The sequence below is a fragment of the Actinomyces sp. S4-C9 genome (assembly GCF_000758775.1).
Taxonomy (GTDB): domain Bacteria; phylum Actinomycetota; class Actinomycetes; order Actinomycetales; family Actinomycetaceae; genus Gleimia; species Gleimia europaea.
This window is the reverse complement of sequence record NZ_JRMU01000006.1, coordinates 21,863-36,056: the sequence shown is the minus strand read 5'-3', so window position 1 is coordinate 36,056 and position 14,194 is coordinate 21,863. Positions and strand designations below refer to the sequence as shown.

General features: G+C 57.3%; 10 protein-coding genes. 3 read left to right on the top strand and 7 right to left on the bottom strand.

Going from position 1 to position 14,194, the window contains the following annotated elements:
• Window positions 1-107: 107 nt before the first annotated feature.
• The 4 genes from rpsD to aspS form a co-directional block, all read right to left on the bottom strand.
• Window positions 108-728 (bottom strand): 30S ribosomal protein S4, encoded by a 621-nt coding sequence (gene rpsD, locus HMPREF1628_RS02880; RefSeq protein WP_034507645.1) that lies wholly within the window; start codon window positions 726-728, stop codon window positions 108-110.
• 114 nt (window positions 729-842) lie between these two features.
• Window positions 843-2,183, bottom strand: coding sequence for a replication-associated recombination protein A (locus HMPREF1628_RS02875; protein ID WP_034507643.1), 1,341 nt, complete (start codon window positions 2,181-2,183; stop codon window positions 843-845).
• Between the two features lie 112 nt (window positions 2,184-2,295).
• The gene (locus HMPREF1628_RS02870) at window positions 2,296-2,913 is read right to left on the bottom strand and encodes an L-threonylcarbamoyladenylate synthase (protein ID WP_034507640.1); all 618 of its coding nucleotides are present in this window, start codon (window positions 2,911-2,913) and stop codon (window positions 2,296-2,298) included.
• Window positions 2,914-3,077: 164 nt separating this feature from the next.
• Window positions 3,078-4,850: an aspartate--tRNA ligase gene (gene aspS, locus HMPREF1628_RS02865; protein WP_034507637.1), complete on the bottom strand. Its 1,773-nt coding sequence runs from the start codon at window positions 4,848-4,850 to the stop codon at window positions 3,078-3,080.
• Window positions 4,851-5,048: 198 nt separating this feature from the next.
• Here aspS and HMPREF1628_RS02860 point away from each other — a divergent pair, with 198 nt between their 5' ends.
• From HMPREF1628_RS02860 to HMPREF1628_RS02850, 3 genes are all read left to right on the top strand, one after another.
• Window positions 5,049-6,416 carry an MFS transporter gene (locus HMPREF1628_RS02860; protein WP_052038835.1) on the top strand — a complete coding sequence of 456 codons (1,368 nt, stop codon included), beginning with the start codon at window positions 5,049-5,051 and terminating at the stop codon, window positions 6,414-6,416.
• A 164-nt stretch (window positions 6,417-6,580) separates the two neighbouring features.
• A complete protein-coding gene (locus tag HMPREF1628_RS02855; RefSeq protein WP_034507887.1) occupies window positions 6,581-8,470 on the top strand; it encodes a DEAD/DEAH box helicase in 1,890 nt (629 codons plus the stop codon).
• A gap of 137 nt (window positions 8,471-8,607) precedes the next feature.
• Window positions 8,608-9,483, top strand: coding sequence for a DNA adenine methylase (locus tag HMPREF1628_RS02850; protein ID WP_034507635.1), 876 nt, complete (start codon window positions 8,608-8,610; stop codon window positions 9,481-9,483).
• A 56-nt stretch (window positions 9,484-9,539) separates the two neighbouring features.
• On the opposite strand, the gene HMPREF1628_RS02845 is transcribed toward HMPREF1628_RS02850, so the two are convergent.
• From HMPREF1628_RS02845 to hisS, 3 genes are read right to left on the bottom strand one after another with little or no spacing between them, the layout of a single operon-like run.
• Window positions 9,540-11,135, bottom strand: a complete 1,596-nt coding sequence (locus HMPREF1628_RS02845; RefSeq protein ID WP_034507633.1) for a GTPase family protein — start codon at window positions 11,133-11,135, stop codon at window positions 9,540-9,542.
• Entirely contained in the window at window positions 11,122-12,828 is a 1,707-nt protein-coding gene (locus HMPREF1628_RS02840; protein ID WP_052038814.1) for a GTPase domain-containing protein, read from the bottom strand. The genes HMPREF1628_RS02845 and HMPREF1628_RS02840 overlap by 14 nt, the downstream gene beginning before the upstream one ends.
• A 3-nt stretch (window positions 12,829-12,831) precedes the next feature.
• On the bottom strand, window positions 12,832-14,172 hold the full coding sequence (gene hisS / locus HMPREF1628_RS02835; RefSeq protein WP_034507631.1) for a histidine--tRNA ligase: 1,341 nt from the start codon (window positions 14,170-14,172) through the stop codon (window positions 12,832-12,834).
• Between the last annotated feature and the right edge of the window lie 22 nt (window positions 14,173-14,194).

The following is a 14,194-nucleotide window of genomic DNA, read 5'->3' as shown; positions in this document are numbered from 1 at the left end:
AATACGCAGTTTTGAAGCGCGGTCGGAAACTGAAATCGCGGGGCGCTAACTGGTGCGTACGTACTGCAAGTGCCCCGGCAAAACCGGGGCACTTGAAAAGTTAAAGATTAACGCGAGTAGTATTCAACGACCAGCTGGTCTTCACAAACTACCGGAATCTCTTCGCGCTGCGGCAGACGAACAAGAGTTGAACGCAGACGCTCAAGGTCAACCTCAAGGTAGCCCGGTACTGCCGGAAGCACGTCGCGGTGAATACCCTGCGCAGCAATCTCAAACGGCGTGGTGGTCTGCGACTTTGGCTTAACCTGGATGGTCTGCCCCGGCTTCACGCGGAACGACGGGCGGTCAACGATCTTTCCATCAACGAGGATGTGGCGGTGCACCACGAACTGGCGGGCCTGCGCAATGGTACGAGCAAAACCGGAACGTAGTACGAGCGCATCGAGGCGCTGCTCGAGGTGCTGCACCAGGTTCGAACCGGTGATGCCTTCCATACGGAGGGCCTCTTCGAATGCGCGACGCATCTGCGCCTCACGCAGACCGTACTGTGCGCGTAGACGCTGCTTTTCCTTCAGACGAACCGCGTAGTCAGAATCTTGACGACGGCGGGCGCGACCGTGCTGGCCGGGGCCGTACGGACGCTTTTCGAAGTAGCGGGCTGCCTTCGGAGTTAGTGCAACGCCAAGGGAGCGCGATAGACGCACCTGGCGGCGTGAGCTCTGTGCCATGTGGAATTCCTTCCTGTTTCTTCAAAACGAATCGCGTAGTCACCTACGCGGGGCCACCTCTGCGCAATGCGTGGGCTAAGACCCCAGGGTGTTGCTTTTTGCAACCTTCGCAGTCTACCGCATTTTTAAGCGTTTACGCACGTTCTCAAGCCGTTTAGTGATGCTTGCCTCAAAGCCATTGGACGTGGGCTCGTAGTACTGCGTGCCTTCCAGTTGATCCGGCAAGTATTGTTGAGCCGCGATCGCGTAGGGCTCGTCGTGCGCGTACACGTACCCATTTCCATGACCGAGCTTCTTCGCACCGGCGTAATGCGCGTCCCGCAGATGTTTTGGCACCGGCCCACTCTTACCCGCGCGAATATCAGCAATAGCACGATCAACAGCAAGATATGAGGCGTTTGACTTCGGCGCTGTAGCGATTGCAATAACCGCCTGCGATAGCAGTATTCGCGCCTCCGGCATGCCAATCATTTGCACCGCCTGAGCGGCCGAAACAGCGGTTTGTAGTGCCGTTGGATCAGCCATGCCAACATCTTCAGATGCACAAATCATGATTCGCCGGGCAATAAATCGCGGATCCTCACCCGCCTCGAGCATGCGCGCCAGGTAATGAATAGCTGCATCGACGTCAGAACCTCGCATAGATTTAATGAAGGCGGATGTCACATCGTAGTGCTCGTCTTCCCCGTAGCGTACGAGGGCGGCGTCAGCGGCACGCGATACGTGATCGAGCTCAATCGCCCGGCTTTCACTATCGATAGCGTTCGCAGCCGCGGCCTCCAATATCGTAAGCGAGCGGCGAGCATCCGCACCGGCCAGGCGCACCAGTAGTTCAAGCGCCTCATCGTCTATTCCGACGCGCCCGTCCAGACCGCGCTTATCGTTCAAGGCCCGGCGCACGAGAGCTTCAATATCACTATCTTGTAGCGGCTCCAGCGTAAGCAAAATCGAGCGGGAAAGCAGTGGACTGACAACTGAAAATGACGGGTTTTCCGTGGTTGCAGCCACCAGGGTAACCCAGCGATTTTCAACCGCAGGGAGCAGGGCGTCTTGCTGGGAGCGAGAGAAGCGATGGACCTCGTCAATAAATAAAACAGTTTCTTCACCGGTTGCGCCCAGGCGGCGCTTAGCCGATGCGATTACGGCGCGCACTTCCTTAACGCCGGCATTCACCGCCGAGATTTCCTCAAAATGACGTCCCGACAAGCGCGCAATCAAATATGCGAGCGTTGTCTTCCCCACCCCCGGCGGGCCCCATAAAATCAAAGAGGACACGGCGCGCGAGGAATCCGCCGGCGCAAGGAGACGCCGCAACGGAGAGCCATCCTTCAATAGGTGGTCTTGACCGAGCACCTCCTCAACCGAACTTGGCCGCATACGCACCGCCAGCGGAGCGGCCTCACCGGCCTTTGGGATCCCAATCGGATCCATATTCGCCGCCTCAAAAATGTCCATAACCCCAACCCTAGTTGTTCAGCAATGTCCGCGCGAAGTTGTATCCCCTGCCCGCCTACCGATGTTGGGCAAATAAAAGGAGGGCGCTATCCGCGCCCTCCTCCATGATTGATTAGTCGAACAGATCTGTTGATCCTGCGCCCTGGCGCACAACTTCAGGACTACCGCTGGTGAAATCAATAACCGTTGTTGCTCCCGCGTTGCCAACCGGGCCTCCAAGAACCATGTCAACGAGGTGGCCAACGCGATCATTCACCGCCTGGGGATCCCAAAGCGCCTCGTCCTCACCCGGCATGATCAGAGTGGAACAAAGCATGGGCTCACCCAGAGCCTCCACTATCGCCTGCGTGATCTTGTGGTCGGGGATACGCACTCCCACGGTCTGCTTCTTCTTGTTCAACGTCTGACGCGGCACCTCCTTGGTGCCACGCAAAATGAACGTGTAAGGGCCTGGAGTTAACGCCTTGATGGTGCGGAATGCTTTATTGTCCACAATCACGATGTGGCCAAGTTGCGAAAAGTTATGGCACAGGAGGGAGAAATTGTGTTTTTCGTCAAGGTGGCGGATCTGGCGAATCCGCTCCAGCCCGTCCTTGTTACCCATTGTGGTCGCAACCGCGTAACCAGAGTCGGTTGGGAGCGCGATAACTCCCCCATCCTGCAACAGCTGAACAGCTTGATTAACGAACCTAACTTGCGGATTTTCCGGGTGAATCTCAATGTATGCCATAACTCATTGTAGTCACCCCGTCACCTATAACGCGCGCGATCGAGTGGATTTGCCAGAGCGCTTCGCGGGCAGACGCATATGAATGCTCCCCACGGCTCGGAACGGTTTCCCGTCCACCCAGTGGGGAGCATTTTCGGCCAGCCGGCGCGCAGGAGCGCTTAGGGCTAGTCCTCTTCGACCTCTGGCTTCCAGTCCACGCCCGTCTCCGCGCGTTGCTCATCTGGAATCGGCGCCGGAGCCTGGGTGAGCGGGTCGTAGCCGCCGCCCGACTTCGGGAACGCAATCACATCGCGGATCGACTCCGACTTGGTAAGGAGCGAAACAATACGGTCCCAACCAAATGCGATACCACCGTGCGGTGGAGCGCCAAACTTGAATGCGTCAAGAAGGAAGCCGAACTTCTCCTGGGCCTCTTCCTCACCAATACCCATCACCTTGAATACGCGCTCTTGCACGTCGCGGCGGTGAATACGAATGGAGCCGCCACCGATCTCATTGCCGTTGCAGACAATATCGTAAGCGTAGGCGAGGGCGTTACCCGGATCTTCCTCGAAGTTGTCGATCCAGTCCGGGTTTGGAGACGTGAACGCGTGGTGTACGGCGGTCCACTTCGAAGAGCCGAGGTCCACGTCGTCATCCTGTCCGGCTTCCTTGAACAGTGGAGCATCAACAACCCATACGAAAGACCATGCATCTTCGTCGATGAGGCCGGCGCGCTTGCCCACCTCAAGACGGGTTGCACCGAGCAGGGCCCGGGCCTCCGACGGTTTACCTGCACCAAAGAAGATACAGTCCCCTGGCTTCGCGCCCGTAGCCTCCATAAGGCCAGCCCGCTCCGCCTCGGAAATGTTCTTCGCAACGGGGCCGCCAAGCTCACCCTCGTCGCTAATCGTCACGTATGCGAGGCCGCGTGCACCGCGCGAACGCGCCCATTCCTGCCACTTATCGAACGTACGGCGCGCCTGTGAACCGCCGCCGGGCATGACGACCCCGCCAACGTATTCGTTTTGGAACACGCGGAAGGGGGTGTCTTTGAAGTACTCCGTCAGGTCAACGATTTCTAGACCAAAACGTAGATCCGGCTTGTCCGTACCGTACTTTTCCATCGCATCCTTGAACGTCATGCGCGCAATCGGCGTCTCAAGGTCGTAATCGATGGTCTTCCACACAGCTTTGAGGACGTCCTCGGCAACTGCGATTACGTCTTCCTGGTCCACAAATGACATTTCAATATCGAGCTGGGTGAACTCCGGCTGCCGGTCCGCGCGGAAATCCTCGTCGCGGTAGCAGCGCGCGATCTGGTAGTAGCGTTCCATGCCACCGACCATGAGGAGCTGCTTGAACAGCTGCGGGGACTGCGGGAGCGCGTACCAAGAACCCGGCGCGAGGCGGGCAGGAACAAGGAAGTCACGCGCCCCCTCCGGCGTGGAACGGGTCAGCGTTGGGGTTTCGATCTCAACGAAGTCATGATTATCGAGGACAGCGCGTGCTGCTTTCGACACTTGCGAACGCAAACGAATTGCATGCTGCAGCCTTGAGCGACGCAGGTCTAGGTAACGGTAACGCAGACGCGTTTCTTCTCCTACCTTGCCCGAGTCATCAGCATGATCAGACACCTGGAACGGCAGTGCGGCCGCAGTGTTCAAGATCTTGACGTCGTCACCGAGCACCTCGATCTCACCCGTAGGGATGTTTAAGTTCTCGTTACCCTCGGGACGGAGCGACACCTCGCCTGTCACCTGCAGGACAAATTCGGAGCGAAGCTGGTGCGCGACTACCTCATCTCGCACAACCACCTGCGCCACGCCGGACGCATCTCGCAAATCAATAAATACAACCCCACCGTGGTCGCGGCGGCGGTCAACCCAACCTGCCAAGGTAACAACTTGGCCAGCCAGTGACGCGTTCAAAGATCCAATATTGTGTGTACGCAGCATTCGGCGTTCCTTTCAGATTTAGCGGCACCGCGAGACGGGCGGGCGCGACACAATCCTAAACCCTTTGCCCCACTCCTAAAAAATGTTTGCTACGTGTTGGCGTTGTCCACGGCCTCATAAATGGGGCGTGAGGTCGTGGCTAAACGACAAGGCGCGGAGATTTTGCTATTTTTTTGGCTGGTCTCTACCTTGGACTGTATGAAGCAAGCGCGGAACAAAACCACCTCTACTCCGATTGAAAAACTCCTTCTAATCGGCTCGGTAGTACTTATTACCTGCCTGGCTTTTGAAGCGCTTGCAACCACTAATGCGATGCCTACGGTTGTTGCAGACCTGGGCGGAGACCGCTGGTATTCGCTTGCCGCGGGAATGGTTTTGGCCGGTCAGATTCTCTCTACCACGATCGCTGGCTGGTGGGCCGACAAGATGGGAGTTAGAAGGCCCCTTGTGTTCGGCATGACCATGTTCTCGCTTGGCGCACTCGCCGCGGGCGTGGCGCCAAACCTCGCGGTCTTCATTGTTGGCCGCGCGATCCAAGGCCTTGGCTCAGGCATGATCATGGTGCCGCTATACGTCATGGTCGGTGACGTGGTATCAAACGAACGCCGCCCATTCTTCTTCGCGGTCTTCTCGTTCGCTTGGGTATTACCCTCAATGATCGGCCCTTCCATTGCCGGCTACATCGTCCAGCACTGGAGCTGGAGGCCCGTGTTTTGGCTTATCATCCCCATCGCGCTGGCCGCTCTGCTTCCCCTCATTCCAATTCTGCGTCGCATGCCAGCCAAAGAGCCCGGTGAGGCTACCCCACCACCGGCATTCGTAGCCGCTCTACTTACGAGCGCCGGTATCGTTGCCCTGCAGATTGCCGGTGGCCTCAGCGAAGTATCCATGTGGATAGGCGTGATCATCGGAGCCGCGCTACTTGTAATCGGTATGCCTCGTCTACTTCCTAAAGGCACTTTCAAAGCCTCCACGGGTGTGCCCTCCATCGTGGCCATGCGCATGGCAATCATGGCCGCCCTCATTGGTGCAGAGTTCTTCCTACCCCTCGTTCTAGACCGCGTACACGGTTGGAGTCCTGCCTCCACGGGCTGGGCAATCGCGATCGGTTCTGTTGCTTGGACCATCGGATCGTGGGCGCAAGCGCGTGTGGCCCTATGGGAGAGCCGCACTAAGATTCCTGGAGTTGGATCAAGCCTCATTCTGCTGGGCGCGCTACTGGTAGTAACCATGCCCATGCAGTCCATTTCCCCAGCCGTCTCTATTACAGGGTTTGCCATCATGGGGTTGGGCCAAGGCTTAGCTCATTCAACTTCCTCTGATCTTGCACTTGGAGTGGCAGCAAAATCGCGCCACGGCGACGTCTCTGCTTCCTTGCAGTTGGCTGACGCACTCGGTCCCGCCCTCGCAATGGGATTGTCATCGGTGGCTCTATCGGGATGGGCGCACCTAAGCGGCGGCGTATCTCCGTACCTCCCTACCTCGTTCGTGTCAATCAGCTTCGCCATCCTCGCTATCTTTGCCTCCACACGCATCATTGGAGTTAAGCGAGTAGCCAGCATCTAAAGCAGCCAGGTAAACAGGGGCTGTAAGGAACCTCACCACCGAGGTTTATCGACCGGCAAGACATTTTCGGTAGAGTTTCAGTAGCCGCTAGCCTCCAATGATGGTGCAAGAGTATGTGTGACGGGGGGGGGATGCGGCATTTCTTTTTCTAGTGAATGGATGCCATGGAATCCCCCAAATTTTCTGACCTTTCTCTTTCTGCGCCAATTTTGGATGCGATTAACGAGATGGGCTTCGAAACGCCCACTCCTATCCAAGCAGGCTCAATCCCGCCTCTTCTGCAGGGCCGCGATATTGTGGGCATCGCCCAAACGGGAACCGGCAAAACCGCTGCGTTTGGTCTTCCCCTTCTTAGCCTGATCGACGCTGAGCAAAAACACGTTCAAGCCGTGGTGCTTGCCCCTACGCGTGAACTGGCAATGCAAAGTGCAACTGCCCTCGAGTCCTTTGCGAAGTACCTGCCGGTCTCCGTCGTCACCGTGTACGGCGGTTCCTCCTACACGCCGCAGATCCGGGCGCTGAAGGCAGGCGCACAGATCGTTGTGGGCACGCCTGGCCGCATTATCGACCTCATCAACAAAGACTATTTGAAGCTCCAAAACGTGCGCATCCTTGTGCTTGATGAGGCCGACGAGATGCTGCGCATGGGCTTTGCCGAAGACGTGGAAACCATCGCTGCTTCTATGCCTGAATCGCAGGAGCGAGTGAACGCTTTATTCTCTGCAACCATGCCGCCCGCCATCCAAAAAGTCGCGGATGCCTACCTTACCGACCCTGTGCGCGTAGAGGTAGCCCCGCAAGCCTCTACAGCTGACAATCTAGAGCAAACGTATGCCGTGGTGCCGTTCAAACATAAACTTGGCGCTCTCGGCCGCGTCCTGGCTACCCGGGATGAAGACGCTGCAATAGTGTTCGTTCGCACCCGATCCGATGTGGACGAGGTCTCGGCTGACATGACCCGGCGCGGTTTCAAAACAGCAGGTATCTCCGGCGATGTTTCGCAAAACGAGCGCGAGCGAATTATGCGTCGTTTGCGTGACGGATCGCTCGACGTGCTGGTTGCCACCGACGTGGCAGCGCGTGGCCTTGATGTGGATCGCATTGGCCTCGTGGTGAACTTCGATGTACCGCGTGAAGCCGAAGCCTACGTTCACCGCGTTGGTCGCACCGGCCGCGCGGGACGATCTGGCCGTTCGCTCACCTTCTTCACGCCGCGCGAGCGCGGACGCCTACGCAAGATTGAGAAGCTGACCGGCACCCCCATGACCGAGGTCGCGATCCCCACCCCGCGCGAAGTCTCGGCCGTGCGCGCGCGCCGCCTTCTCGACAAGCTTCCTGGCCGGCTCGAGGCCGGGCGGCTGGAGCTGTACTACGACCTCATCAATGAAATCACTGACACCGGTGAGCTTGACCTAGATGACCTTGCTGCGGCGCTTCTCGCGCAGGCTATTGGTGACCTTGGGCGCGTGGAGGATCCTGAGCGCCGCGGCAGCGGCCGTATTCGACGCGAAGAAGTGCTGGATGAAGACGGCAATTTCGTTGTCGCATCGTTCGAAGAGGGACGTGACAAACCTAAGAAAGCTAAGAATCGCGGAGCTGGCCGCATACCCGAATCCGGGTTTAGGCACCGTTATCGGGTGGAGGTTGGTCATAAGGACAACGTGAAGCCAGGAGCGATCGTTGGTGCGATCACGAACGAGGGCGGCGTTGACGGCAAGGATCTAGGCCGCATCGACATCTTCCCCACCTTCTCCCTCGTTGATATGGCACTGCCGTTAACCGATGACGCGGAACGCAAAATCGGGCGTGCGACCATTTCCGGCAGGCAGCTTCGCATCAAAAAGGATCGCGGCCCATCTAGGCGCAACCATGAGAGCGCAGACAGGCGCGAATCCCGCCACCGCGATAGGCGCGCCGGGGAGGAAGAACCGTTTGAAAACCGGCGCGACGGTGGCAGCTTTCGTGACAAGAAGCGCCGCCTAGGTAAACGAGGCCGCGACTTCGCCTCGCATTCGCGCGGACGCAGCGGTTTCAAGAGGAAACGCTTCCATTAAACCGCTTGGCTTGTTGTACAAGGTATGCTGTGAATCCCCAACTTCGCACTCGCTGGTTGGGGATTTGCAAGACTTAAAGGCAAACAAACGTTAAGAATCAACGAGAACAACCTTGGTGGTAGTGAAGATTTAGCTACATGGAGCAGTTAAAACCGTTTTACATGTGGGCCGGGGGCAAGAGCAGATTGCTCAAGCACTACGAGGACAAGTTCCCAAGCCTCTCGCATTACAGCAATTACGTAGAGCCGTTTTTTGGAGGCGGCGCAGTATTTTGCAACCTCTACAACCAATACGCTGAGGCAAACCCCGAACTTGGCTTCATAATCAACGACGTCAACAGTGAACTCGCAGGCATCCTCCGGGCACTAAAAACCGATGCGGCTTGCTTCATCGAAGCCGTTGATGCCTTAACAGACGAATACCTTACGATCGAAGGCAAAGAACGACGCAAATCCTTCTACTATGACAAGCGTCGCGAGTATTGGAAAACCCAGGATTCTGCACTGCTCTATTTTCTAATGCGCACCGGATTCAATGGAATCTGGCAGACGAATAAAGAGGGTGGAGGCCTTTTTGCCACCCCTGCGGGCCTGCTGAACCACAAGGCCAAAGAACAGGTCTTTCAAGAACCCCTGCTGCTAGCTTGGGCAGATGCCTTGCAACGCACAGAGATTAACAGCACTGATTACAAGCAAGTCCTGGTTCCAGACGGTAGCTTTGTGTACTGCGATCCGCCCTATCGCGGAAGTTTCACTTCCTACGGCACAGATTTTGATGACGAGCACCAAAAGCAGCTTTGCGAGTGGATGGAAATGCTCGTTCATGACAAAAACTGCGGGGTAGCCATGAGTAACCGCACCGTGGATGACGACAACTTTTTCGAAGAGATCCTCTCAACGAATTGGCGGTTTCACTACTTTGATGTCACGTACACGGCAGGTAGGCGTCTACGCACCCAAACTGGTTTTCAGGCAAAACCTGCGCGCGAACTCCTCGTTATCAGTGCGAGATAGTACTGCCCTAGTGTTTACCACAGGCGTTTTATGACAACTCATGCGAGCTGGCCGTGCTACAGGCGCGAGAGCAGATCCACGATCTGACGTTGCCGCTGATCCTCGGCATGCAGCGGAGCCCAGAGTTTTGCCCGTACCGTTGTCTCAATACTGGTTCGCAGTGACTGTGCAGCGCGGCCCCCAAGTCTTCTTGCAACCATCCGCGTTGCAAAGTGCGAGATGAGAACCACCAGCAGCGTCCAGGCTAGGCCCCCTAGAAGCATCCAGGTAGGATAGGGCACCTCGTGGAAACGCGGAAGATCCCAATTGATCAACAGGAACTCTCGCGAAGCCCACACGGCTGCAAGCCATAAAGCTCCAATAAGTGCAACCAGCCAGCCGAGCCACTGCAACGCATTCGAAAAACGCCACCACCCCGATGTCTCATCGCGAATAGCGAGGTCTGTACTGGCCACCGCCTCATTCAAGTCATCGCTTATGCCACTGCCAGCTTCACTTGCAACCTCCCGCAGGTCGTTAGCCCACACGCGTGGTCGGCCTTGCGCAACGCGTTCGGTAAGAGACCTCAAACTCACCTGTAGCGAAGAGCTAGATACCTCACTTACCTGCATAGAGTGCAGTTCGCCTTTGCCTTCTCCTAAATGCCAGCGCTTCAGCGGATCGGGTCGCAAGTTACGCCAGTAGCGGGTAGGAAGCCAACCGACATGCTTCTTCGCGCGATGAATGTAGGCTCGGCGCACCGCGTCAGCAACCTGCGGCGCTCCAGCGGCTCGTGCACTAACCTCGGTTAGATCCCTAACCACATCGCGTTCCTTCACAGCTGGAAGTACGCTACACGTCTGCTCCAAGTCAGAGCGGATGCGACTGGCCACGTCACTCACGTCAGCCTTCAACCGCGCCGACTCAATGCGTTGGACCTGCGCGGTATCGTTAATGTGCATGCGTAGCTCGGCAATGCCCTCCCCCGTCTTTGCAGAAGTAGGCACAATGCGAGCATTTTGCAGGCCGTCAGCGGCAAGCAGACCTCGCAAATCATCCACAATCACCATCTGGTCACCGGGCGAAAGCAGATCGACCTGCGTGAGCGCCACGATGGTGACGCGCGAATGCTTCGCATACGGCTTAATAAACTGCGAGTGCAAAACATCATCAGCATACTTTTGCGGATCGACCACCCAAACCAGGATGTCTGCTCGCTGCGCAAGACGCTGGGCGCCCTCGCGATTCTGGGCGTTCACCGAGTCAACGTCGGGCATGTCCAAAATCGTTACATCACGAGATAGCCCAAGCCCCGCCGGAATGTACACGCGATTCTTAATCTGTAGCCAATCCAAAATCGCATTCGACTGCGTTCCCGGAGCGCTGGCAGCCATTATCGAAGTCGTGGTCGGCCGGCGCACACCAACGGGCGCCAAATCCACCTCAAGTAGTGCGTTAAACAGGCTTGACTTACCTGATCCCGTAGCTCCGATCAGTGCCACCACGGTCATGTCGGGATCGAGGGCAAGGCGATCCGCTGCAATATCAGCCACCCGCGTATACTCGCCGCGTTTGTCGGCCGGCAGGTCATCGCCGAGTAGCTCCAGCACCGTGGCGAGGTCGCGAACGCGCGCGTCAATCGGCGCGTCATCAATTCGGTTAAAGATTCGCATGGTCGCCTCGCTCCCATGTTTGCCGTGCACGCTGAACAGCTCTACTAAGTTCTTCAGGGTCCGACACCTTGGGCATGCTGCGCGTAAACGGTGCAAGCGATTCACTTACCACTGCGCGGAAGCGCTCCTGCAAATCACTGTGCGCCTGCTTCGTCATCGACGAGACCGCCTGGTCTCCAAACACAGATTCGAGCAGGCGCTGAGCCACCACCGAAGTTGCTCCCGCAACCCCAACCTCAGCCCCCGTCAAACCACCTGTAGAAGCGAATATAACGATCATCAGTGCAACACCGAGGACGTTCACGCCGATCGCCAGGAACCTAGCCGAAAGCTTCTTAGATCCCGCCTGGTCCGACACCATTTGCAACAGACTACGCTGCCACTCGCGGGTCAGTTCCTTGGCCATCTCATCAAAACGCGTGGTAGGTACCGGCTCTACCTCGGCCTCAACATCTCGCATTGCCCTGCTTTGCGCCCAAGTTCGCCTAACTTCGTCGTGAGTACGAGCAATCTCATCCGCCAGCAACGCACGTAATCCGTCACCGAGCGCAGCTTCAACCGGCTGCGCGCTCACGGGTTTACCCGTCAAAAAGCCGGTTACGCGGGCTTTCAACCAAGACACGCCCTCATCGATTCGACGCGAAAGCTCAGCAGTTCCCACCACCTCTTGCCACCTGGCGAGCACCTCGCCCCGCAGCAGAGTTCCATCTCCAGTTTGGGTAGCTACCCTGCGCACCGCACCGTCAACTCGGGCATCGAGCACGGCAAGACCATCCGTCGCCACAACCGCCTGCTCCACCAAAGCAGATTCAACCAGTGAGAGGCCGTCAAGTAGTTCTGCAACAGATCCGCGCAGCGTCCTCCTCGCGGTCTCAGCGCGAGCTGCTGCCGTATCGGTTAGGGAGGTCAACCAGTTCAATAGAGGACGCAGATTCTCCTGCGAAATCATTCCATCTGTGAGGGCAGATTCCTCGATCGCGATTAGGGGTGCGCTTGCCAGCCCCGCCTGTGCCAGCATGCTCGAAAGATCTGCGCGGACCTCTTCCACAGCTCCATGCGGCACCCGATTCAAAACCACTGCTATCGCGATGTTCCTCGCCGCCGCATCCTGGAGCATTCGCCATGGAACCGCATCTGCATATCGGGCTGCTGTGGTCACAAAAACCCATAGGTCAGCCGCGTCCAGCAACTGCCGTGCAAGCGCCCGATTATCCGCAACCACCGAATCCAGGTCGGGAGCGTCAATGATTGCAAGGCCGCTTGGGACCTGCTCATTTGCGCGAAGCTCCAGCTCATTCCCCACGTCCGCACTCGGAGCAGAGGGCGGCGCATCCGTAGTTACCCGGCGACGAGGCAGGGTGGGAAGTATCCTCTCATTTTCAAACCAGCGCGCGTCTTCTGCGCGATGAAGCAAAAGCGGGCTCCTGGTAGTTGGCCGTTTAGCGGACGAGGCAGACACGTGCTGGCCCACTAGCGAGTTCACGATCGTTGATTTACCCGCTCCCGTGGAGCCGCCCACCACGCATACCAACGGCGCATCCAGACTTTGCAACCGCGGCAAGATATGATCCCCCAGGCGCCGCGCGGACCGCTTCGCCACTTCCCGCGCATTAGCTGCTTCAGGTAGATCCAGCGGTAGCGCAACGTCGGTAAGCACACCCTCAAGCGCGCTTAGAGATTCATACTCTTCCATCTGCTACTCCCCCAGTATGACTGCGGGCTTCAAATCTTCAGCCGGTGGCGTCCACGTCTGCGGATCAGCACTTTGCTGCTCGCCCGAGCGAATGTCCTTTACCTCGTGCGCACCATCCTCGCCAATGAACCACACGAACGGAATGCCACGCCTATCCGCGTAACGGATCTGCTTTCCAAACTTCTGTGAGTTCGGCGAAACCTCAGTTGCGATCCCGCGTGCGCGTAGCGCTGCAGCGACATCTTCCGAGGTCTCCCGCGACTCTTCGTTCATTACGGCGACGAAAACAGCGGTTGGAACCGAGCGCGAGGCAGTTGCAAGCCCCTCGGCCAAGATACGCGAAACAAGGCGAGATACACCGATAGAGATGCCCACGCCCGGATAGGAACGCTTGCCATCCGATGCGAGTGAATCGTAGCGGCCACCGGAGCAGATAGAACCAAGATCCTTGTGCCCCTCGAGTTCGGTTTCGTAAACCGTGCCCGTGTAATAGTCCAAGCCGCGCGTAATCTTAAGCTCAGCGCGCAAACGGTGCGGCGCCCGCTTCTCTCCGGCGGCCAACAGCGCACCAAGTTCCTCTAAACCTTCATCCAGAATCTCATTGGACACGCCAAGCGCGCGAACCTCATCCAGCACCTTTTGATCATCGCCAGAGATTTGGGCAAGCTTCAAAAGCTGATCAATCTGCTCGGATTGGAAGTCAAACTCTTCCATTTCCGCGCACACTCCCTCAGGCCCGATCTTGTCGAGCTTGTCGATAGAACGCAGCGCCTGTTCCACGTTTTCAACACCGATTCCCTCGCAAAAACCCTGCACGATCTTACGGTTATTGACCAAAACAGTTACGGGAGGGATTGGGAGCATAGAAAACGCCTCTAAAATCACCAGGGGAATCTCCACCTCGTGGTGGAACGCGAGCATGCCGTTACCCACGATGTCGATATCAGCCTGTGTGAACTCGCGGAAACGGCCATCTTGCGGGCGTTCACCACGCCACACCTTCTGGATCTGGTAGCGGCGGAACGGGAACTGAAGTTCACCAGCATTGTCCAGGACGTAACGCGCAAACGGCACCGTGAGGTCGAAATGCAGGCCGAGTGTGCGGTCTTTCTTGGAATCAGAACGCTCTTGCAACTTGTCTTGCAAACGTTCTAGTAGGTAAACCTCCTTGGAAGTTTCCCCCTTGCGCAGCAGGTCATCCAAGGTCTCGACAACGCGAGTTTCAATGGAGGCAAAGCCATGGAGTTCAAACGTCTCACGCAGTTGGTCAAGGATGTGCTGTTCCACAATCCGCTCCGCGGGAAGCCATTCGGGGAAACCGGACAGTGAGGTACGTGCTGGCATTATTTTCTTCCTAGTAGTAACT